The sequence below is a fragment of the Acinetobacter sp. X9 genome, from assembly GCF_054889255.1.
Map to the genome: position 1 here is coordinate 1,201,434 of NZ_CM142679.1, position 22,890 is coordinate 1,224,323.

General features: G+C 39.5%; 22 protein-coding genes and 1 tRNA gene. 8 read left to right on the forward strand and 15 right to left on the reverse strand.

The window, feature by feature from the left end; all coding sequences use genetic code 11:
* Window positions 1-25 precede the first annotated feature (25 nt).
* The 4 genes from ACYU0V_RS05680 (at window position 26) to ACYU0V_RS05695 (ending at window position 2,565) form a co-directional block, all read left to right on the forward strand.
* A complete protein-coding gene (locus ACYU0V_RS05680) occupies window positions 26-511 on the forward strand; it encodes a DUF3465 domain-containing protein (protein ID WP_461849357.1) in 486 nt (161 codons plus the stop codon).
* Between the two features lie 105 nt (window positions 512-616).
* On the forward strand, window positions 617-1,441 hold the full coding sequence (locus ACYU0V_RS05685; protein WP_086265824.1) for a helix-turn-helix transcriptional regulator: 825 nt from the start codon (window positions 617-619) through the stop codon (window positions 1,439-1,441).
* 88 nt (window positions 1,442-1,529) lie between these two features.
* On the forward strand, window positions 1,530-2,246 hold the full coding sequence (locus ACYU0V_RS05690) for an AzlC family ABC transporter permease (protein ID WP_461849359.1): 717 nt from the start codon (window positions 1,530-1,532) through the stop codon (window positions 2,244-2,246).
* A 1-nt stretch (window position 2,247) separates the two neighbouring features.
* Window positions 2,248-2,565 (forward strand): AzlD domain-containing protein, encoded by a 318-nt coding sequence (locus ACYU0V_RS05695; protein ID WP_213689487.1) that lies wholly within the window; start codon window positions 2,248-2,250, stop codon window positions 2,563-2,565.
* Window positions 2,566-2,608: 43 nt separating this feature from the next.
* Here the strand turns inward: ACYU0V_RS05695 and ACYU0V_RS05700 are convergent, their stop codons facing one another.
* The 11 genes from ACYU0V_RS05700 to ACYU0V_RS05750 form a co-directional block, all read right to left on the reverse strand.
* A complete protein-coding gene (locus ACYU0V_RS05700) occupies window positions 2,609-3,058 on the reverse strand; it encodes an Mpo1 family 2-hydroxy fatty acid dioxygenase (protein ID WP_002118194.1) in 450 nt (149 codons plus the stop codon).
* Window positions 3,059-3,631: 573 nt separating this feature from the next.
* Window positions 3,632-4,243, reverse strand: a complete 612-nt coding sequence (locus ACYU0V_RS05705; protein ID WP_002118141.1) for a septal ring lytic transglycosylase RlpA family protein — start codon at window positions 4,241-4,243, stop codon at window positions 3,632-3,634.
* A gap of 288 nt (window positions 4,244-4,531) precedes the next feature.
* Entirely contained in the window at window positions 4,532-5,533 is a 1,002-nt protein-coding gene (gene mltB, locus ACYU0V_RS05710) for a lytic murein transglycosylase B (RefSeq protein ID WP_005068218.1), read from the reverse strand.
* A 19-nt stretch (window positions 5,534-5,552) separates the two neighbouring features.
* Window positions 5,553-6,695: a rod shape-determining protein RodA gene (gene rodA, locus ACYU0V_RS05715; RefSeq protein ID WP_005068220.1), complete on the reverse strand. Its 1,143-nt coding sequence runs from the start codon at window positions 6,693-6,695 to the stop codon at window positions 5,553-5,555.
* 126 nt (window positions 6,696-6,821) lie between these two features.
* On the reverse strand, window positions 6,822-7,472 hold the full coding sequence (locus ACYU0V_RS05720) for a hypothetical protein (protein ID WP_002118229.1): 651 nt from the start codon (window positions 7,470-7,472) through the stop codon (window positions 6,822-6,824).
* Window positions 7,473-7,495: 23 nt separating this feature from the next.
* A complete protein-coding gene (queF, locus tag ACYU0V_RS05725; protein ID WP_014207239.1) occupies window positions 7,496-8,308 on the reverse strand; it encodes an NADPH-dependent 7-cyano-7-deazaguanine reductase QueF in 813 nt (270 codons plus the stop codon).
* Complete coding sequence (locus ACYU0V_RS05730) at window positions 8,305-9,078, reverse strand: ABC transporter permease (RefSeq protein WP_002118099.1); 774 nt, start codon at window positions 9,076-9,078, stop codon at window positions 8,305-8,307. The genes queF and ACYU0V_RS05730 overlap by 4 nt, the downstream gene beginning before the upstream one ends.
* Window positions 9,075-10,010: an ABC transporter ATP-binding protein gene (locus tag ACYU0V_RS05735; RefSeq protein ID WP_017386538.1), complete on the reverse strand. Its 936-nt coding sequence runs from the start codon at window positions 10,008-10,010 to the stop codon at window positions 9,075-9,077. The genes ACYU0V_RS05730 and ACYU0V_RS05735 overlap by 4 nt, the downstream gene beginning before the upstream one ends.
* 117 nt (window positions 10,011-10,127) lie before the next feature.
* Window positions 10,128-10,204, reverse strand: a tRNA-Arg gene (locus tag ACYU0V_RS05740).
* A 102-nt stretch (window positions 10,205-10,306) separates the two neighbouring features.
* On the reverse strand, window positions 10,307-10,936 hold the full coding sequence (locus ACYU0V_RS05745; protein WP_199983662.1) for a hypothetical protein: 630 nt from the start codon (window positions 10,934-10,936) through the stop codon (window positions 10,307-10,309).
* A gap of 144 nt (window positions 10,937-11,080) precedes the next feature.
* On the reverse strand, window positions 11,081-11,767 hold the full coding sequence (locus ACYU0V_RS05750) for a putative quorum-sensing-regulated virulence factor (RefSeq protein ID WP_002118253.1): 687 nt from the start codon (window positions 11,765-11,767) through the stop codon (window positions 11,081-11,083).
* A gap of 248 nt (window positions 11,768-12,015) precedes the next feature.
* Between ACYU0V_RS05750 and ACYU0V_RS05755 the strand changes: the two genes are divergently transcribed.
* Window positions 12,016-13,245 (forward strand): alpha/beta fold hydrolase, encoded by a 1,230-nt coding sequence (locus ACYU0V_RS05755; protein ID WP_461849363.1) that lies wholly within the window; start codon window positions 12,016-12,018, stop codon window positions 13,243-13,245.
* A 23-nt stretch (window positions 13,246-13,268) separates the two neighbouring features.
* On the opposite strand, the gene ACYU0V_RS05760 is transcribed toward ACYU0V_RS05755, so the two are convergent.
* Window positions 13,269-13,430 (reverse strand): hypothetical protein, encoded by a 162-nt coding sequence (locus ACYU0V_RS05760; protein WP_002118133.1) that lies wholly within the window; start codon window positions 13,428-13,430, stop codon window positions 13,269-13,271.
* A gap of 60 nt (window positions 13,431-13,490) precedes the next feature.
* Here ACYU0V_RS05760 and glyA point away from each other — a divergent pair, with 60 nt between their 5' ends.
* Complete coding sequence (glyA, locus tag ACYU0V_RS05765; RefSeq protein ID WP_014207236.1) at window positions 13,491-14,744, forward strand: serine hydroxymethyltransferase; 1,254 nt, start codon at window positions 13,491-13,493, stop codon at window positions 14,742-14,744.
* A 46-nt stretch (window positions 14,745-14,790) separates the two neighbouring features.
* On the opposite strand, the gene ACYU0V_RS05770 is transcribed toward glyA, so the two are convergent.
* Genes ACYU0V_RS05770 through adeF form a run of 3 tightly spaced genes read right to left on the reverse strand, consistent with a single transcriptional unit; the run spans window position 14,791 to window position 20,670 of the window.
* The gene (locus ACYU0V_RS05770; protein WP_461849366.1) at window positions 14,791-16,251 is read right to left on the reverse strand and encodes an efflux transporter outer membrane subunit; all 1,461 of its coding nucleotides are present in this window, start codon (window positions 16,249-16,251) and stop codon (window positions 14,791-14,793) included.
* Window positions 16,252-16,263: 12 nt separating this feature from the next.
* Window positions 16,264-19,443 (reverse strand): multidrug efflux RND transporter permease subunit AdeG, encoded by a 3,180-nt coding sequence (gene adeG, locus ACYU0V_RS05775; RefSeq protein WP_461849368.1) that lies wholly within the window; start codon window positions 19,441-19,443, stop codon window positions 16,264-16,266.
* A gap of 6 nt (window positions 19,444-19,449) precedes the next feature.
* The gene (gene adeF, locus ACYU0V_RS05780) at window positions 19,450-20,670 is read right to left on the reverse strand and encodes a multidrug efflux RND transporter periplasmic adaptor subunit AdeF (RefSeq protein ID WP_461849370.1); all 1,221 of its coding nucleotides are present in this window, start codon (window positions 20,668-20,670) and stop codon (window positions 19,450-19,452) included.
* Between the two features lie 200 nt (window positions 20,671-20,870).
* Here adeF and adeL point away from each other — a divergent pair, with 200 nt between their 5' ends.
* Window positions 20,871-21,902 carry a multidrug efflux transcriptional repressor AdeL gene (gene adeL / locus ACYU0V_RS05785; RefSeq protein WP_014207232.1) on the forward strand — a complete coding sequence of 344 codons (1,032 nt, stop codon included), beginning with the start codon at window positions 20,871-20,873 and terminating at the stop codon, window positions 21,900-21,902.
* 175 nt (window positions 21,903-22,077) lie between these two features.
* Complete coding sequence (locus tag ACYU0V_RS05790; protein WP_014207231.1) at window positions 22,078-22,863, forward strand: ABC transporter substrate-binding protein; 786 nt, start codon at window positions 22,078-22,080, stop codon at window positions 22,861-22,863.
* The last annotated feature ends 27 nt before the right edge of the window (window positions 22,864-22,890 follow it).

Here is a 22,890-nt window from a genome sequence, read left to right on the forward strand (position 1 = left end):
ATCTCAGTTAAAATAAGGGTATACAATGACAAATAAAAAAAATCTCAGTATTGGTGGTGTCATTATTTTATTGATTGCTGCGTATTTTGGTCTAGATTTATCTGGGCATAAGCAAAGTCAATCACCATCATCAACTATACCCGCAGCTCAGCGTAATGAAACTACACTTTCAAATAATGGGGTGGACACTGTAAAAGCTGCTTATGAGCAGAGACAAAGTAATGTTCAAGTGCAGGGAAGTGGTCGAGTCAAAGCAATTTTAAGAGACGATAATGATGGGTCAAGACACCAGAAATTCATTCTAGTGTTAAAAAATGGTCTTTCAATTTTGGTTGCACATAATATAGATTTGGCACCTAAAATTTCTAATCTAAATAAAGGCGACATCGTTGAGTTTTATGGCGAATATGAATATAACCCAAAAGGTGGTGTACTACATTGGACTCATCACGATCCACAAGGTCGTCATGAAGGTGGATGGCTTAAACATGACGGACTGATCTATCAATAAAGCCCAAGTGAACGTTTAATCAGATTATTTTCATAGAGCAATTTTGTTCTATTCAGTTTGTTAAAACATGCTATGGTTTTTTTATTGAATAGATGAGACGTATTTATGCAGCGGGAGCAAGCCGATTATCTGCATGTGCGAGAGTTGGGCGGTTTAGAGTTATTAAAAGCACATTATCACCAAACACAATTTTCAAAGCATACTCATGAAGGGTACTGTATTGGTGTAATTGAAGAAGGAGCACAGTCTTTTTTTAGGACGGGACAGCTACATGTAGCTCCTAAAGGTGATATTATTTTAGTTAATGCTGACGAGATTCATACGGGTTCATCGGCTGTTGAATCAGGGTGGCGTTATCGAGCGATCTATCCAACACCTGAAATGTTAGCAGAAGTTAGCCAAGATTTTTTTGAAAATCCACATGGAGCACCATGGTTTCCTCAAGCTGTGATTCGCGACCTAGGTTTGGCTCAACAGCTTTGCTTACTTTTTGATTTATTAGAACAAAAAGATAATTTTTTACTCAAAGAAACGATGTATTTAACGACATTAGCTTGTCTGATGAAGAGGCATAGTAAATCAAATCATACTTTTTGTGATTTGCCAGAAGCATATTCAAAAATATTAAGAATTAAAGAATTGCTCGTAGAAATGCCTGAAACCAACTTTTCTTTACAAGACTTGGCTGACATGGTCGGCTTGAGCGCTTGGCATTTCTTAAGGCAATTTAAAAAATATGTGGGCTTGCCACCTCATGCTTGGCTTGTACAAGCACGTTTACAAAAAGCAAGACAGTTATTAAAACAGGGGGACCAAATTGCCATGGTGGCACAACAATGTGGTTTTTCTGACCAAAGCCATTTTAACCGTCACTTTAAAAAAGCAATGGGCGTCACACCCACTCAATATGTAGCAAGTTTGAACATATAAATAAATTAGTTTTAAAGCAATTTTATCCAATATAAGTCGGCACTCATCAAGCATGGTATAGAGATGTTACTTATATTGGATTTTATATATGAATATTCAGCTTAATCAGCCAGTTGGGTTTTCAAAAAATAAGCCATCCTATTTATTTTTACGTGGTGCAATAGATATTTTGCCCTTGTCAATTTCTGTTATTCCGTGGGCAATCTTAGCGGGATCTATGGCAATTCATGCAGGATTATCTTTCTATAAAGCACTAGCAATGTCTGGACTCGTCTTTGCTGGAGCTGCTCAGTTGGTTAGCTTAAGCATGGCTATGGAAGGAGCATCTGTTTTTACAATTTATTTGACTATTTTCTTTTTAACGGCTCAGCATTTTATTTATGCATTAACTTTAAGAAATGACATTTCTATTTTGTCCCTACCTAAGCGATTGAGTTTAGGCTTTTTATTAACAGATGAATTGTTTGCGGTGAGTGCTCCATTTGAAAAAAGAAGTTCGGAATATCTGCTCGGAGCTGGACTGTGTTTTTATTTATTTTGGGTTGCTTTTAGCTTGGTGGGAATACTGCTGGCGACAGTGATACCTGATCTTTTAAATTACCATTTGGATTTTTCGATCGTTGCTATTTTTATTGCCATGATTGTGCCGTTATGTAAAGGATTTCCGGTCATAGCTGGTGTGCTAACAACTTGTTTAAGTGGGTTTTTATTTAAATTTTATCAAATTGAGGGGGCGATTTTACTTTCAGGATTAATGGGAATGTTAATTGCTGTTTTAACTGAAAAAATAGGTAAGGAGCAATAATATGTCTTGGTTTATGATTTTAGGCTTGGCAGCAATCATCTTTTTTAATCGCTATTATTTTTTAGAACCTCAAGTAAAAATTAAACTGCCGCTTATTCTGAATAAGATGCTTAACTATTCTGCACCTTGTTTGTTAACTGCAATCTGTATTCCAGTTATTTTTTTCGATGGTGACCATTTAAGAGGTGTGATAAATAATTCTTATATTTATGCAGCAATATTTTGTATTGTAATCGCTATTTACCTAAAAAAAGTTCTTTTAAGTGTGATAGCAAGTTTAGGATTTTTTTATTTTATAAATTTTCTAATCAATTACTAACATGCAAAAGCTGAATCGAAAGGATTCAGCTTTAAATTCATCTTTAAGCAAGAGCTTGTTTTTGTCTGCTTTTCCATTTAGGTAAGATTTTTGAGAGATAAGCATCCATACACCAAACTGGTCCAATCAATAGGAATTGTAAATCTTTAAAGAAAGACGGTTTTTTGCCTTCGACTTTATGTCCGTAAAATTGTCCAACCCAAGCAATCACAAAAATAGCGATATAAAATCCGACTCCTACAGGTAGGGTGTAAATGAGCCATGCCATAACAACAAGTAAGGCAGCCATTGCAACAGCAAGTACAAGATCTAAACGTGCATAAAATACTAAGGTCAACACAAGTAATAAAGCAGTAAGCAATGTGCTGAAATGCGCAATGATTCCAATAATAGAAAATAAAATGGCGGGAACGCAAAGCCAGTGAATTTGTTTATTGGTTGGATTTTGATGACTTTCGCTATATTCATCAAACCATTCAGTAATGGATTTCATTGGTAGCACACTCCTTGTTTTAACTTCGATTTATTTTTGTGAGTATATTTTAGCCTGTTCTTGAGGATCTCGACAAGAAACTAACACTATTCAACTATAGGGAACATTGCATTAAAAAAACCGAAGAAAGGGCAAACGAAAAAATAATGTGACTGTGATTGAAAGGGTGGTCAATTCGACCTCAAGAATGATGCAATTTTTTATAATATTTTTTCTGTGTTGCTAAATGATGAAATCATCTAAAAAAGGGTAATTTTGTGATTGATGGGAAAATTATATGAAAAAGCTCTACTCATCTACTCTAAAAACGCCATAAATAGCATTTATTTTGGAAAAATGGTACTAGGGTAGCGCAAATTTAATAAAGTCGCTCTAAGCGCAAATTAGAGATGAAATTGACTTATACTAAATAAGCATAGTTTTTTGTTTAAAAAATATTCAAATTCGGAGTTAGATAAGGGTTAAAAAAAGAGGATTTTTTAACTTTAAGTTAGGCATCATTTTAATAACTTAAAATATAAAAAAGCCGCAGAAAAAATTGCGGCTTTTTACATGAACTCGAGAGGCTATAACTTATGAAGTTGGGCCATCAACACGCTCAATATTTACTTTAGCAGTTCCAGCATTGGTAATACCAAGACGTTTAGCTGCACCGTATGATAGGTCAAGTACACGGTTGCCATGGAAAGGACCACGGTCATTTACTTTTACAACCACACTTTTACCATTGTCTTTATTCGTTACTCGAATGTAACAGTTCAACGGTAGGCTACGGTGAGCAGCAGTTAAAGCATTCATGTCGAATGTTTCACCACTTGCAGTTTTACGACCATGGAATTGGCGGCCATACCAAGATGCCATACCAGTTTGGCTAAACTTACGAACAGTGTTTGAAGCTACTGTGTTAAGTTTTTCAATCACTGAAGGCTCATCTTCAGGGATTTCAATTTTTGCTGCGATAGCTTGACGACGGATTTGATCGCCAGAACGTTCAGTGATTGAAAGACTGTTAATGTTAGAAAAACGAGAATTAAAGTTTTGAGTATCTTTACTCAATACACGTGCTGCTAGATTAGGACCATCTACATCACTGTTTAATGATGATGACTGCACCATTTCAGCGTGCAGTGGGGCCATACTTAAACTAGCCGTCAGTGCAAGAACGTATTTCAGCGATAACTGCATTTGTATAAACTCCTGAGAACATGTACTTTTTTCTTCCAGCCATTGACTGAAATTTAAAGTGAACATGCCTTATTATTCACTTTTGCAATTGCTATATTGGGGGGGATAATATTCATCGGTTACGGAGAGTGTCTAGTCTTTAACGAGAAATCTTTACAAAAAGGGCAAAAACTTACAGTTTTAGGTTAAAAAATAATCAATAATGTAACAAGTTATTAAAGATGTATGTATTGCGATCTATTTAACAAAAATATTTATTGACTTTTACATAAAGTATAAAAAGCTAGCCTATCGGCTAGCTACTTCGGTGCCTAATAACCATACAGCAGTAGCGTACATACGGCTCTTATTATAAGTCGTAATCACTTGAAAATTCGGGTAAGTTAAATAGTAAATTGGACCATTATAGTCTTGTAATTGAATAACATTCACCATATCGAGATCATCAATTTTAACTAAAGGATTCAATGGAGAAATACCGAGTGTCTTTAATGCACCATATGGGAAAGGTTGCGTTAAATCTTTAGCAATAATACTTTCTGGATTTGACCCAGTGTAACGAGCCATAAACCCGATCGGTTGGTCGCGTTGCCAACCTTGTTTTGCTAAGTAGTTTGCAATTGATCCAATAGCATCTTCTGCTGAGTTTCTTAAGTCGATATGTCCATTACCGTCATAATCCACCCCATATTTACTAATATTGCTTGGCATAAATTGTGGATAGCCAATCGCACCTGCATAGGAACCAACAATACTATTTGTTGGGTAGCCTTCTTTATAAGTCCATGCAATAAGAGCAGCTAGCTCATCACCAAAATATTCAGCACGGCGAGGGTAGCCAAAAGCAAGGGTAGCTAAAGCATCACGTGTAATAAAAGAACCTTTATTTGCGCCATAACCTGTTTCAACGCCCAAAATACCTAAAATGACAGCTTGAGATACGCCATATTGTTGTTCTGCACGATTTAACGCATCTGCATATTGATTTTTAAAACGGACACCACGTTGAATTGTGCCTTCAACCAAGAACATAGAGCGATAATCATACCAAGGCTTACTTTCACCCGGGCGAGTCATAATATTTAGAATGTTTGGTAAATTTTTTGCACCACTCATGGCTGCATCGACTTGATCGCTACTTAAGCCATAAGCATTCATCGTTTTTTGTTTAAAATTCAAATAATCAGGATGTGTTGCAAAATCGTTGGCCTGAGCGAAATGACTTGTACTGATTAAGCCAGTACACAAAGCGAGCATTTTTAAAGTTTTATTTAAGTGTTGAGACAACATATCGTTTTAAAATTCCAGATTATCGATGTGTATGAATGGACATGACTAAACCAAAGGTGGCCATTAAAGTAATAATAGCTGTTCCACCATAACTCATAAAAGGTAAAGGAACACCTACTACAGGTAAAATACCACTGACCATTCCCGCATTTACAAATACATAAACAAAAAAAGACAAACCAAAGGCGCCAGCAACTAAACGTCCATAGTTATGGAAGCTTTGTAAACCGATCTGGAATGTTCTAAAAATAATGGCAAAATAAAGGATTACTAAAATAAGTACACCGATGAGCCCAAATTCTTCGGAATATGCAGCAATAATAAAGTCAGTATGTCCTTCGGGTAAAAAGTGTAAATGTGATTGGGTGCCTTCAAGGAAACCTTTACCTGAAAAACCACCAGAACCAATTGCAGTTTTAGATTGAATAATATTCCAACCCGTACCGAGTGCATCTGCCTCTGGATCAAGTAAGGTTAAAACCCTTTGGCGTTGATAGTCGTGTAAAAGAAATTCCCACGCAATTGGAATTACGATTGCTGCACATGCGGCAGCTGCACCAATCATTCGCCATGATAGTCCACTTAAAAATAAGACAAATATACCGCTTGCTAATACTAAAAGTGATGTTCCTAAATCAGGTTGTTCTGCAATCAGTAAAAAGGGAATACCAATTAACATTAATGATAAAACAACTTGTGAAAAACTAGGGGGAAGAGGTTTTCGTGCTAAAAACCATGCAATCATCATCGGCATGCCGATTTTCATGAACTCACTGGGTTGGACACTCCCGAAACCGGGAATATCAATCCAGCGCTGAGCACCCATTCGGACTTCACCAAATACCATAACTGCCACAAGCGAAAATAGGCCGAACAAATAAAAGTATGGGGAAAACGCTTGATAGACCTTAGGCGGAATTTGGGCTAGACCAAACATTACTAAAAAGCCAATACCAAAACTCATGGCTTGCTTACTAACCAGACCTACATCCTGTGCCGAAGCACTATATAGTACAGTTAAACCTAATAGCGCATTTAACAGCAAAAATAGACATAACCACGGGTCAATGTGGAGTTGTTGCCACCTTGATGGTTGCATAGCGGTGCTAAGACCATCTCGAGGAGCTTGGCGTAAAAACTTATATTGTGGGCTAGGAGACATGCGGCGTTAACTAGGTCAATCAGTGCTTGGCGCATGCTAACATAAACCTGATTAATGGCAATGTATATCAATATTTTGCAATAAAAAAACCTAGCTCTCGCTAGGTTTCCGATAGGCTATTTTTTATTAGTTAAAGAATAGACTTTCGTGATATTCAGCCATCGCTTTTAGTTCAGTGCGATTTAAGCTAGGGATGAGTTTGTCGATCGCAATATGAACTGCTTTTGTTACAGCTGCCGCACCAATATCAGCTGCTTTACGCTTGATCATGCCAAGGTCTAATGTCTTATTAAAATCAGACATAAAATGTTTAACCATAGCATCTCCAAACTGTTTATACAGTTCAGCCAATGCAGCTTTATTGATATCGTTACCCGCTTTAAGCTCAGTGAAGTTATGCTGAAGATTAGTCACTAAACTAGGATCTAGAGTTACACCTACTTTATATTGACCTTGTGGATCTTTAAATAAGCTTTTTTCAGAGAACTCTACCGACTGTTTAACAACATCGTTTGGCGCTTTGCTTAACAATTGTTTTAAAAGAACAGCGACTGTTGATTTGACATAGCCTGCTAGTTTTTCGGCGGTATCGCGCTTTTCACTTGCAGGGAAGTGCTGAACTAACTGAATTAAGACATTATCAATAATCTCTTCATTAAGTTGTAAAGCAATCTTATCGCGAAGTGGGTATAAAGGCTCACTAGAATTTTTGTTCGCAATTCCAGTTTGTATATCGTTCAATAAGCCTTCAGAAGGGGTAAAACCAAAAAACGGCATGGTGTATCCTCAAATTATTCGTTTTATTGTCGTGCCAATCGAATCGGTTTTGGCATCCATGAAAGATCCGATACTCGGCAAGGGTTAATATCAAGTCCGCCGCGACGAGTATAAGTTGCATAAACCATCAGCTTTTCAGGCTGCAAATTTTGCCAAATATCAGCAAAAATCTGCTCGACACACTGTTCGTGAAAGCCGTTATGCTGACGGTACGAGATAATATAAGCTAAAACACTACGATAACAAGGTTTTTTGCCCTTAAAACGGATAAAAACTGTACCCCAATCCGGTTGTCCCGTGACTGGGCAGTTACTTCTTAAAAGATGAGAATATAGCTCAATTTCGACTTCTTCATCAGACGCATCTCGTTTTAATAGAGTCGCATCTGGATGTTGCTCTAAACGCTCTGGATCTAAGTCATCAATACAAATGCCTTGAGGCTTAGAAATCTCTAAATCATCTACTTGAAATAAGGTTAACTCAACTTTTGCACCTGCCGCAGCAGATAGATCTTTTTCAACCGTTTCAATAAACGACTGTTTAGAGTCAAACTGAGTGAAGTTAAGGCTATTGAAGTAAAGTTTTAGTGACTTTGATTCAATCAAATTTGGTGAAGAAGCTGGCAGTGTAATTCTGCCAATAGCAACTTGCGGAATGGCATGAGCATTTAACCATGAAATTTCAAAAACATGCCACCAATCTTTACCTTGTGTAATACCTTCAATATGCGAATAGGCTTCACGAGACTGAGCACGAGCAATTGGAAATAAAACATCAGGTTGATAGTTAGTTGGATATTGAGTTTCTTTACCCAATAAAGACTGTTCGACACTCATTCACGCATTCCTGAACCACGAGCAAGTAAATAGTAAGCAATTCCGTAAAGTACAGCACAGCATAATGTCACAATGATTAAAGAGAACGTAACGTTCACGTCACTATGACCTAAAATGCCGAAACGGAAAGCGTTAACCATATACACAATAGGATTAATTAAAGAAAGTTTTTGCCAAAAAGGGCCAAGTGCACTAATGGCATAGAACACACCACCTAAATAGGTTAAAGGTGTAAGGACAAAAGTTGGAATAATAGAAATATCATCAAATGATTTTGCATAGACTGCATTAATGAAGCCGCCTAAGGAAAATAAAACAGATGTAATTAAGACTGTATATATAGTCACAAACCAGTTATGTATAAAAAGGTCTGTAAAGAACATGCTCATTGTTGTCACAATTGCTCCGACCAATACACCACGGCAAATACCACCAATGACATAGCCCCACAAAATAATATGTAGTGGCACAGGACTCATAATCAGTTCTTCAATGCTCTTTTGGAATTTCACACTAAAGAAACTTGAAGATACGTTAGCATAACTATTGGTAATAACCGCCATCATGATGAGGCCGGGTACGATAAACTGCATGTAGCTCACGCCGCCCATTTGTCCAATGCGCGAACCAACCAAATTACCAAAAATGACAAAGTACAAACTCATCGTGATCGCAGGTGGTAATAAGGTTTGTGGCCAAATACGTAGAAATCGGCGTACTTCTTTACGAACTAGAGTCCAGAGGGCAATTTGCAGTTGGCTAAAATTCATTTTGCCTCTCCTTCAAGATTTTTCTCAACCATTTTGACGAATAGCTCTTCTAGACGGTTCGATTTGTTTCGCATACTACGAACACGAATACCTTGTGATTCTAAAAGTTGGAATAAGTCATTTAATGTATGTGCTTTATCCATCGTCACTTCTAAAGTGCTGCTATCAATTAAGTTGAACTTCACACCAATAATATTTAATTGGAGTGGGGCAATGGGTTCTGCCAAATCAAAAATAAAAGACTCTTCACTCAGCTGGTTTAAGAAACTTTTCATGCTTGTGTCTTCTTTAATGACACCGCGGTCAATGATAGCAATTTGACGACACAACATTTCTGCTTCTTCGAGATAATGTGTAGTCAAAATAATAGAAGTACCGCTTTCGTTCATTTCGGTTAGAAAATCCCACATAGAGCGGCGTAATTCAATATCAACACCCGCAGTAGGTTCATCTAAAATAAGAAGTTTAGGTTCATGCATCATGGCACGGGCAATCATGAGACGGCGCTTCATACCACCCGATAGCATACGTGCTTGTATATTGCGTTTTTCCCAGAGGCCTAGCTTTTCTAAATAATGTTCGGCACGTTTTTCTGCAATCTTTCTATGGATACCGTAATAGCCAGCTTGGGTGACTAAAATATCGAACGCTTTTTCAAACTGTCCAAAGTTAAATTCTTGAGGGACAACGCCAAGTTGTTGTTTTGCTAAGGATGGATGAGTGTCGAGATTATGCCCAAAAATCTCAACTGTTCCTTCGGTTTTTTTCGTGAGGGAACTGATAATACCAATGGTTGTTGATTTGCCGGCACCATTTGGGCCTAACAACGCATAAAATTCACCTTCAGGCACAGTGAGGTTAATACCTTTTAACGCCTGAAAACCATTACGATATGTTTTGGACAAATCTCTTAAAACCAAAGCATCAGTCATGAAATTCTCACATTATGAAAGAGGGGTATATTTTGAGCGATAATGATTAATAAACCAAGTAAAATAGTCGGAATTTTATGAAATTGAGATAAATTTATGAAGTTATTATATATAAACTGGCGCGCTCGGCGGGGATCGAACCCACGACCCCAGGCTTCGGAAACCTGTACTCTATCCAACTGAGCTACGAGCGCACATGTGTGGGCCACATCATAGGAAAAAAACACCAATAGGTAAAGCACGAAATAGGTAACAAGTGAGTTTAATGCTTAATTAAACAGCACCTTGTTGTTTTTTTAGATGCGTTGTTGAATAAGTTGAATTGAATAATTAATAGAATGAAGCGTATGTGCTAGTTCATTAGGGGGAATACGCGACTCCTGTAAGCTGGTAATCCATTGCGTTTGGCACATTTTAAGCTCTTGAAGCGTTTTTATTTGTTCTATTTTCTGAATAAGTGGTTTTGCCATCAGCCCACAATATTGACTCAAGGTTTGCTTCATCAACTGTTGTATTTCTTCAAAAGAGAGCTGTTGAACTCGAATTGGTGGCTGGGTAATTTCAGTAGGTGAAAGTTGAAAAGATGATGATTGAGTAACCTGAATTTCACTAACTATATCGTCACTTTTATTATCATCTATAGTATTTTTTTGATGAGCTTCTATTGGAGTTACGGATAATTGTGGGAAAGATATTTGTTCATTTAATTCTGAATAATTTTCGCCAGAAGGAGCAATAAGTTTTAAGTCGATAAGCTGTTGAATAAGCTCTGGAGATGCAATACGTTTTTTAAATTCGCTATTTAAATTTTGAAAATCTTCGTGATCTATTAATAGTAGTAAACGTCTTTGTTTTGCATTTAAAGTAATGTTGCGTTGTTGAAGCGCGACTCTTCCTAAATTGGTTCGATAAAAACCAGCCATCATTTTTCCCCAAATAAAAAATAAATCAGACTGTTCAATTTTCTCAGTTGAACAGTACTGTTTTTAATAAAATATAAATGGGGTTAACCATAAAACTCAAAAATGACAATATGATGAAGAATTGATGAATATCATCTATTTAAGACTTTAAAATGCGCCTTCTAACGCTTTACGTAAATAGACGTCAAGTTCATCTTGACGTAATAACCATTGAATATAGTCTTTAGGGAGTTCAGCAATTGCTGTACCTTTATGCTTACCAAAATTAATAGTCGTAGGGATACGTGCTTCTTCAGAAACTCGGTAAAGCTCTTCAATGTCTTGAATATTTAAATGATAGACAATATGCATCAAAATATTAGCAGTCAAAATAATATCCGCATCGGCTCGGTGCGCGCCTTTGAGCAATTCTCGAGCTTTACTGCTGCCTTGAGAAATCATATAGATGAGTGCAGAAATATTATGCGCTTCTGCATCAGGCCAAGTTTTGCGCGCTAAAGCTAGTGTACAAATCGGTTTGATATTAGATACATCCACACCACAACGAGCAATCGCGGCAATATCGTAATCAATATTGTGACCAATAATATAAGTTGTAGTCTCTGGCAATTTAAAAGTTTTATAGTGGGGCTGGTTTTCTAAATCTGACTCTAATATATGGTGTACTGCCATAGCCGCGTAAGAGATAGGTGTACCAACCTGATAAAGTTGATCAAATAATTTGCTTTTATCTAAGGTGAGCTTGCCTGCATTAATCTCAATCGGGGCATACGCAATTTCAATAGGCAAACCATTTAGTGTATGTGTTTCTGTATCTAAAATAATGGTTTGCATAACTGGCCCTTTAATCAATCACGAGTAATCAAGAATGTTAACAGTTGGCTACCCACTTTAAAACATGAAGTGAGGCCTGAGAGTAGCGAGAACGTTAATTTATATTAAAAATAGAGTTTTCTGAGATTCATTTCATCCAATAGAACTTGCGGAAAATAAAGATTAGGCGTAAATATTTTAAGACATTAGGAAATGTTGATTAAAAAACTAAAGCAAAACAAAAATGGAATTTAAGGGAAGATATACCAATGAAAATGAAACTGTTCATGACCAGTGTTCTTAGCACGAGTTTATTTTTAGTCGCTTGTGGAGGAGGGAGTAGTGATGATGGCTCCGCTCCTACTAATCCATCTGGGACTCCAACCAATAATATTCAAAATCCAGTCGTTAAGGTCGAGGCTTACACAAGCACCAACTTAGGATCAGTTGCCGCAGAAAGTAGTATTTTGACTTATAAAATGTTGGGTCAAAGTGGTCAAGAAGTGCAGGCAACCAGTTTGTTATTTACACCAAACACTCCACCACCAGTAGGCGGTTGGCCAATTGTAGTCTGGGCGCATGGTACTACGGGTGTGGCAGATGCTTGCGCACCAAGTAAAGCAGCTTTAGCAGATAGTACAAAAGATTTAATTAGTAAATTACTAGCCGCAGGTTATGTTGTGGTCGCACCTGACTATGAAGGTTTAGGTACTCCAGGCATACATCCATTTTTAAATGTTAAAAGTGAGGCTTTTTCAATTACAGATGCCGTGGTTGCAACACGTAACTATTTATCACAACGTAATTTATTAACCTCAAAAAAATGGTTAACAGTAGGACATTCTCAGGGTGGGCATGCTGCATTAGGTGCTGCACAATATGCGAGCCGTGCACAACTAGACTATAAAGGTACAGTAGCGGTAGCACCTGCTTCTAATTTAGGAAGTATTCTTTTAAATGGAGAATTAAAAGCTGCAAGTGCATCAGTATATGAAAAAAAGGCAATCTATGCGCAGCTTGATGCATTTACAGCGCTTGTTGTAGCAGGAATTCGTAATACCCATCCAGACTTTAATTATCTTCAAGTATTTACTGAATCTACTGCAAGGGTTGCACAAGGCGCTGAAGGTTTTTGTTATGAACCTTTACTCGGGGATTTTAGCGCTACTATGCAAGTTTATATTGCAACTCATGGGGAAACATTAGATGGTTATACGCGTACACAACCTAATTTTATGGCTGTGCCACTAGTTAAAACGTTTTTGGAAAAAGATTCTCAACCTTTACAGGCCAAAGTCACTACACCAATCATTATTTATCAAGGGGTAGCAGATTCGACAGTACCTAAATTGGCAACTGATCTATTGATATCTAATGCCACTGCTGTAGGCACTAAAATTAATAGTTATGTAACGGGTAACTGGGACCATGGCACGGTGATGAGCAGTAATGTAGATAATATTGTTGGAAATGTTCAGTCTTTACTGGCAGCTCAATAGAGTTATTGATATTTAAAGACTTTTTAATATTGTTGTAAGCTAAAATTAACGATGGATAAATTTAAAATATAAGCTTTAAACGAGCTTTTTATTTGATTTATAAACAATGGCTCATTTTTTATAAAACTTGAGCCATTTTTATTTAAAACTGAGCTAACTTCATTCTGTTTAATTATAAAGTTCATGCTACAATATGCCGCAATCTTAGCACGGCTTAAAAGCCCTAATTTATAGGACCCCCGCTAATGTTTGCCAATATTTCCATTTCTGAATTTGATCCAGAATTAGCTCAAGCAATTGCTTCTGAAGGTGAGCGTCAAGAAGCACATATCGAGTTAATTGCATCTGAAAACTATTGCTCTCCTGCTGTGATGGAAGCGCAAGGATCAAAACTTACGAACAAATATGCAGAAGGTTATCCAGGCAAACGCTATTATGGCGGTTGCGAGTATGTGGATATCATCGAGCAAATGGCGATTGATCGTGCTAAAGAACTTTTTGGTGCAGATTACGCAAACGTTCAACCACACGCTGGTTCACAAGCTAACTCTGCTGTTTATTTAGCGCTTCTTAACCCGGGCGATACAGTTTTAGGTATGAGCTTGGCTCACGGTGGTCACTTGACTCACGGTGCAAAAGTAAGCTTCTCTGGTAAAACTTATAATGCAGTTCAATACGGTCTAAACGCTGAAACTGGCGAGATCGATTACGAAGAAGTTGAACGTTTAGCGTTAGAGCACAAGCCACGTATGATCGTTGCTGGTTTCTCTGCTTATAGCCGTGTTGTAGATTGGCAACGTTTCCGTGACATCGCGGACAAAGTTGGCGCTTACCTTTTTGTTGATATGGCTCACGTTGCAGGTCTTGTTGCTGCTGGTGTATATCCAAACCCAGTTCAAATTGCTGACGTAACAACAACGACGACTCACAAAACGCTTCGTGGTCCACGTTCTGGTTTAATCCTTGCGAAAGCGAATGAAGAAATTGAGAAAAAACTTCAATCAGCTGTATTCCCTGGTAACCAAGGTGGTCCATTAATGCATGCGATTGCTGCTAAAGCAATCTGCTTCAAAGAAGCTATGTCTGATGACTTTAAAGCTTACCAACAACAAGTTGTGAAAAATGCTCAAGCTATGGCTGAAGTATTCATCGCTCGTGGTTATGATGTTGTTTCTGGTGGTACAGACAACCACTTGTTCTTGTTATCTTTAATCAAACAAGACGTAACTGGTAAAGATGCAGATGCTTGGTTAGGTGCTGCTCACATTACTGTGAACAAAAACTCAGTTCCAAATGACCCGCGTTCTCCATTTGTGACTTCTGGTATCCGTATCGGTACTCCAGCAGTAACAACTCGTGGTTTTGGTGAAGCCGAAGTTCGTGAACTTGCTGGTTGGATCGCTGACGTGATTGACAGCAAAGGTGACGAAAAAGTTATTGCTGAAGTAAAAGCGAAAGTTGAAGCGCTTTGTGCAAAATTCCCTGTATACGCACAATAAGTTGTAAATATAAAAAAAGCGCCATATGGCGCTTTTTTTTATCACGTTAATTAGTTGAAACAGCCTGCCATCCACCCCCTAATGCGCGGATTAAATCTACACTAGCCATCATTCTACTGCCGTTTAGCTGTGCAGAAAGTTGCTCTTGTTGCAAAATAGTCCGATCTGAGTCAATCACATCAAGATAGCTAATCGCACCTTCTCGATAACGTAAATGAGACAATTGATTTGCATGACGAGAAGAAGAGAGTGCTTGGCTTTGAGCCTGAATTTGCTGATCAAGAATTCTTTGATCTGATAAACCATTTTCAACTTCGCGAAATGCATTCAATACAGTTTGGCGATAGTTTGCAACGCTTTCTTCATAGGCAGCTCGTGCTTGAGCAATTCCAGCCTTACGTTGCCCGCCGTCAAATAATGGCAAAGACAAAATAGTACCTGCCACAGGACCAAGCAAGAATGTACGGCTCGACCATTTACCCAACTCACCTAAACTTGATGATTCATAACCGAGGGCACCAGTTAGGTCCAGTTTTGGGAAGAAAGCAGCACGCGCAATTCCAATACGCGCATTATCTGCTGCCATAGCACGCTCGGCAGCCGCAATGTCAGGTCGTCTTTCAAGTAAAGCCGAAGGTAAACCTGCTGGAAGACGAATGTTGTTTGCAGTTAAAGGTTGAACTACCAAGCTAAACTCAGCTGGTGTTTTGCCTAATAATACTGCAAGAGCATGCTCTGCATTAGCTCTGTTGCGAGCAATATTTAATGCGCTCGTTTGTGCTGTAGCAAGTTCGGTCTGTGCGCGAGAAACATCTAATTCACTGACTAAACCATTTCTAAAACGTGTTTGAACCAAGTCGCGTGTCTCGCCAAGTAACTTAATGGTGCGATTATAAATTGCTTGTTCAGCATCAAGCTGACGAATGAGAAAGTAGCCTTGTGCAACATCTGCTTGTAAAGCTAAAAGCGCCGATTGATATAGAGCTTCTTGTTGCTGTAGATCAGCTGTTGCTGCATTGACACTACTGGCAATACGGCCAAATAAATCGAGCTCATATGAAACATTGGCTTGAGCACGCCATAAGGTCTGTGCAGACGTATGAGCATTGTCATCTAGACCCAATGAAGCGGGAGAAGGTTTTTGCCGAGTTGGACCAAAGCCAGCACGAATACTTGGCAAGCGTTCAGCTTGTGCTGCTGAACGTAATGCGCGGGAAGCTTGAATATTAGCAGCTGCGGCTTTTAGACTTTGGTTGCCGGCAATCGCTTGTTGTTCTAGTTCATTTAATTGAACATCATTAAAAACACGCCACCATTCACCTCGAACCTGCTGATCGGCAGGTTGGGCAATTTTCCAATTATTGTCTTCAAGTTTAGGATCAGACTCTTTAAATTTGACGGGAACTATGACCTTTGCAGGTTGATATTCCGGAGCCAAAGAGCAGCCTGCAAGCAGCAGGCTTCCCATGAGTGAGGACAATAATAAGCTTTGTTTTGCTGTAGCCATCAAATGTCCTCCTTAATGATCATGTGGGGTAGATAAAGGTGCTTCATGAACTGCTGCCGAATGCAATTTATGTTTGCTGTTCAGTGTACGAATCAGGACATAAAAGGCAGGGGTCAGGAACAAACCAAACAACGTTACACCGATCATGCCGAAGAACACTGCAATGCCCATGGCATGACGCATTTCAGACCCTGCACCAGTTGAGGTAACAAGCGGTACAACACCCATAATGAATGCAATAGAAGTCATTAAAATTGGGCGTAAACGTAGACGACTTGCTTCAACAGCAGCTTTGAATGCAGTCGCACCTTGCATTTCAAGTTCCCGTGCAAACTCGACAATTAAGATGGCATTTTTGCAGGCCAGTCCGACCAGTACCATCAGACCAATTTGGGTAAAGATGTTGTTATCTCCACCTGTCAGCCAAACACCTGTTAGAGCCGCCAAGATTCCCATCGGTACAATTAAAATTACAGCTAAAGGCAAAGTTAGACTTTCATATTGAGCAGCTAAAACTAAGAACACCAGTAAGACACTAATTGGGAATACCCAGAGTCCTGCATTACCAGCCAAGATTTTTTGATAAGTTAAATCTGTCCATTCAAACTTGATACCACGCGGTAGAGTCTGTGCAGCAATACGTTCAACCGCAGCTTCTGCTTGGCTAGATGAATAACCTGGTGCAGGGCCGCCGTTAATATCTGCTGAGGTATAGCCGTTATAACGAACGACCATTTCAGGACCATAGGTTTGAGTTACATTTACCAATGAAGATAACGGCACCATTTGTCCGGCACTGTTTCGGGTTTTAAGCTGCAAAATATCTTCAGGGTTAGCACGGAAAGGCGCATCGGCTTGCGCACGAACCTGATAAACACGTCCAAAGCGGTTAAAGTCGTTAACGTACTGAGACCCTAAATAAATCTGCATGGTGTTGAAAACATCTGTCACGGCAACACCTTGTTGCTTGGCTTTAACACGGTCCAGATTTACATTTAGTTGAGGTACGTTAATTTGATAACTTGAGAACATTGGACCAAGTTCAGGGGCTGATTGTGCTGCTTTCATAAAATTTTGTGCAGCATCATTCAAGGCTGAATAGCCTAAGGCACCTCTGTCTTCAAGTTGTAGTTTAAAGCCACCCATGGTCCCTAAGCCCATCACTGGTGGTGGTGGGAAAACTGCAATATATGCATCTTGAATAGCTGAATATTTCTGGTTAAGAGCACCAGCAATTGCATTTGCAGATAAGTCTTTAGCCTTACGTTCGTCGAATGGCTTTAAAGTCACAAAGACAATACCTGCGCTAGAGCTATTAGTGAAACCATTAATTGAGAGGCCAGGGAAGGCAACGGCACTTTCTACACCAGGCTGTTTAAGTGCAGTGTCACTCATTTTACGAATCACCGCTTCAGTACGATCTAATGAAGCGCCATTTGGTAGTTGAGCAAAGCTAATCAAGTATTGCTTGTCTTGAGCGGGCACGAAGCCACCTGGAACAATATAAGAAATTCCAACGGTTAAGCCTAACAGTGCTGCATAGACACCCATTGCTGATGCTTTATGGGAAATGACACGACTTACACCTTTACCATAGTTGTCTGACGCACGTGTAAATACACGGTTAAACAGCGCAAAGAAACGTCCAAATAGACGGTTCATAATGCGTGTTAATGCATCAGGTTTAGCATCATGTCCTTTTAGTAACATGGCTGCCAAAGCAGGAGATAGGGTAAGGGAGTTAAATGCCGAAATGACCGTTGAAATGGCAATCGTCATGGCAAATTGTTTATAAAATTGCCCTGTTAAGCCTGTCATAAAGGCAAGTGGAACGAACACGGCAACCAGCGTTAAAGCAATGGCAATAATCGGTCCGCTCACTTCTCGCATGGCGCGATAAGTTGCATCTCTTGGGCTTAAACCTGCTTCAATATTCCTCTCGACATTTTCGACGACCACAATGGCATCATCGACCACAATGCCGATGGCAAGTACCATCCCGAACAGTGATAGCGCATTGATTGAGTAACCAAAAGCGAGCATGAGCGCGAATGTACCAATAATTGAAACCGGTACAGCAAGTAATGGAATGATTGAGGCACGCCATGTTTGTAAGAATAAAATAACAACCACAACAACCAGTGCAATTGCTTCAAGTAAGGTATGAACTACTGCTTTAATACTGGCACGTACGAATTGAGTCGGGTCATAAACAATGTCGTATTTAATTGAAGATGGGAAATCTTTTGAAAGCTCCTTCATCGTGCTACGCACTTGATCGGAAACTTGTAAAGCATTAGCACCCGGAGCTTGGAAAATTGGAATCGCGACTGCTTGTTTATTATCGAGTAATGAACGTAAGCCATATTGTGAAGCTGCGAGTTCAACACGAGCAACATCACCCAATCGGGTAACCGCGCCGTCGGGTGCAGTTTTTAAAATGATATCTGCGAATTCTTGCTCAGTCGTTAAGCGGCCTTGAGCATTGACTGAAAGCTGTAAAGGTGAATTACTTGGTGATGCACCGATTGTACCCGCTGCAACCTGAATGTTTTGTTCACGGATTGCATTCACAATTTCGGTCGCGGTGAGGTTGCGCTGTGCTACTTTTTGCGGGTCGAGCCATACACGCATCGCGTAGTCACCAGAACCAAATAATCCGACTTCACCTACACCTTGTAAGCGAGCCAAACGGTCTTTTACGTTCAATACTGCATAGTTACGTAAGTAGGTCATGTCATAGCGACTATCTGGTGAGGTCAGATGCACTACCATGGTTAAAGTCGGTGAGCTTTTTAAAGTGGTGACACCTAAGCGCTGTACATCTTCAGGTAAACGGGGCATGGCCTGAGACACACGGTTTTGAACCAGTTGTTGCGCTTTGTCTGGGTCGATACCGAGCTTAAAGTTCACTGTAATGGTTAAGTTACCGTCGCTGTTTGCTTGAGATTGCATATACAGCATGTCTTCGACGCCGTTGATTGATTCTTCAAGCGGAGAGGCAACGGTTTCAGCAATCACTTTAGGGTTTGCACCCGGATATTGAGCACGTACCACCACAGATGGTGGAACAACTTCCGGATATTCTGAAATCGGTAATTTAAATACCGACAGTAAACCGGCAAGTAAAATCAGTACTGATAACACACCAGCAAAGATCGGCCGATCAATAAAAAATTTAGAAATATTCATATGTGATTAACCTTTTGCCGTAGTTGATGTTTTATCTGTTGGCTGAGGTTGAGGAGTAGTACTGCTAGCAGTGATTTGTGAATTTGGCATAGGAACGAGGTGTGGGGTCACAGGGTCACCCGGACGAATTCGCTGTAAACCGTTCACCACAATACGATCACCCGCTTGTAATCCGCTATTCACGATTTGCAAACCATCTTGTTGCGCACCGAGTTTTACTTCACGGTAGGCTGTCTGATTTTTAGCATCAACTACTACGACAAAGCGTTTATCTTGATCGACCCCAACTGCGGTTGGGCTAATCAGAATTGCTGAACGAGGTTGACCACCGCCTAAACGGATTCGTGCATATAGGCCCGGTAATAAAACTCCGTTTGGATTATCAAAAGTCGCACGAACACGAATCGTGCCTGAGGTTGCATCTAGGTTATTGTCAATTGAGTTGATGGTACCTTCACGAGAGAAACCAGTTTCGTTGGCAAGTCCCATATAAACAGGAACTTGTGCAGAATTACGCTGGTTACTGATGTATTTCAGGTAGGTTTGTTCATCAACATCGAAAGATGCATAAAGGCGAGATACAGATACTAAACTTGTTAAAACCTGTGCTCCGTTACCTGCAGAAACTACATTGCCGACGGTCACCTCGGCACGGGAAATTCGACCGCTGACAGGCGCAGTAATGCGGGTGTACTCTAGATTTAAGCGGGCAGATTGAACTGCTGCTCTAGCGGCTTGTAGGTTGGCACTGGCTGAGCGTGCATCATTTTGAGCTAAATCTAGCTCTTGACGTGAGACAGCATTACTTTGAATTAAACGTTGAATACGAGAAAGATTAGAACCCGTATAAGTGACTTGTGCTTCAGCTGAAGCGAGTTGAGCTTGGGCACGATTCAGTTCTGCCTCGAAAGGCCGTGGATCAATGGTAAAAAGTAAGTCGCCTTTTTTTACGAGACTGCCATCTTTGAAGTGAACGGCAATGAGTTTGCCGGAAACTTGGGGTCGAATATCGACTTGATCAATGGCTTCTAAACGACCGGAGTATTCTTGCCAGTCGGTAATGGTTTTGCTAATGACATTAGAAATATCAACAGTTGCAGCTTGTTGGGCAGAGGTCGGTGCAGCTTTTGCATCGGCATTTTCATGTAAAAACATAAAACTGCCTCCTGTTGCTAAAAGGGCAACAAAGATGGCAGACAGTGCGAACTGTTTGCGGGAAAATGACATGAGGTGCTCCTAGTTATTTGGATACCTGTTTTCAGACTTTTAGTTGTGGTCCGTATGGGAGAAACAGGGTTTATGGGATGGACGGAGCATAAAAGTTTGTCAATCACGAATAAATATATTAAATTCGATAACACTATTCGTATTTTTATAACAATTGGTGCATTTGATTAAAAAATGCATTGATTGATAGGAGTGTGCGTGTGGATCTATTTCATGCGATGAAAGTATTTAACAAAGTTGTTGAAACAAATAGTTTCAGTTTAGCTGCTGACAGTTTAGGCCTACCGCGTGCTTCTGTGACGACAACCATTCAAGCTTTAGAGAAACATTTACAAGTTCGTCTGTTGAATCGTACGACACGAAAAATCAGTCTCACACCGGATGGTGCTGTATATTATGATCGGACAGCCCGCATTTTAGCGGATGTCTCTGATATTGAATCTTCCTTTCATGATGCAGAGCGGGGACCAAGAGGTCAGCTTCGTATTGATGTGCCTGTATCGATTGGACGTTTGATTTTAATTCCAAGGCTGCGCGATTTCCATGCACGCTATCCAGATATTGATTTAGTAATTGGCTTGAATGACCGACCTGTAGACTTGGTGGGAGAGGCCGTCGATTGTGCAATTCGGGTCGGTGAATTAAAAGATTCAAGCTTAATTGCGCGTCGTATTGGAACTTTCCAGTGTGCAACAGCTGCTTCACCGATTTATTTAGAAAAATATGGCGAGCCCACTTCAATTGAAGATTTACAGAAAAATCATAAAGCGATTCACTTCTTTTCAAGCCGTACCGGACGCAACTTTGATTGGGACTTTGTGGTTGATGATTTAATTAAAAGTGTGTCAGTACGTGGACGTGTTTCTGTAAATGACGGTGATGCTTATATCGACTTAGCTTTGCAGGGTTTCGGTATAATTCAAGGTCCACGTTATATGCTCACCAACCATTTAGAATCGGGTTTGTTAAAAGAGGTATTGCCTCAGTGGACGCCGGCGCCAATGCCCATTTCAGCAGTTTATCTTCAAAATCGTCATTTATCGCTTAAAGTAAAAGTGTTTGTAGATTGGGTCGCCGAATTGTTTGCAGGTTGTCCATTGCTGAGTGGTTGCTCAATGTCCTTAGATCAAAAATGTGAATTTGCCTGTGATAAAGAAACTGGTCATGAATATACAATTCGTACTTTGGTCGAGCAGCATAATATTGCTGAAGCTTACACACTCAAAAACTAACTTAAAATTTGAGTGATTTTTCAATATTTAAACAGTTAATACAATCCATTATTCAGACACCTTCATAAATCCTTAATTTACTGGTATAGAAATTGCAATTCTTTCGGCAGAAGAGTAATTTAGAAATTGCTCAAGTTTTTATCACCTTATTAGGATTTTAAGGAGAAGCTTCAAGATGGCAAGCTTTATGAAAAAAATGTTCGTTTCAACAACCCTAGTTTTGGCTGCTGTTGCGACGAATGTTCAAGCAAAGGATTGGAAGGTGATTCGTTTTGGTACTGAGTCGTCTTATGCGCCGTTTGAATATAAAACACCAGATGGCAAGTTAACTGGTTTTGATGTTGATTTGGGTAATGCAATTTGTGCAAAACTCAAAGCCAAATGTGTTTGGGTTGAAAACTCTTTTGATGGGATGATTCCAGCACTTAAAGCGAAAAAATTTGATGGCATTCTTTCATCAATGACCGTTACTGATGAGCGTGCAAAACAAATTGCATTTAGTAGCAAAATCTACAATACACCAACCCGTATGGTTGCAAAAAAAGGCTCGCCTTTATTACCTACCGCTGCCTCTTTGAAAGGTAAACGTGTCGGTGTACAACAGGGCACAATTCAAGAAACTTATGCTAAAACCTATTGGGCGCCAAAAGGTGTAACGGTTGTACCTTATCCAGTCCAAGATTTGATTTATCAAGACATGATGTCAGGTCGCTTGGATGCAACTTTACAAGATGCAATTATGGTTGATGGCGCTTTCTTAAAACAACCAAAAGGTAAAAACTTCAGTTTTGCTGGTGGTAATGTGGTTGATGCAAAAACACTAGGTGTAGGCGCAGCTATTGGTTTACGCAAAGAAGATGCGGATTTAAAAGCCAATATTAATAAAGCACTCGCTGCAATCATTGCAGATGGTACATACAAAAAACTCGAGAAAAAATATTTCTCCTTTAGCATTTACTAATGATGTGAAAAATGTCGGCTTTAAGCC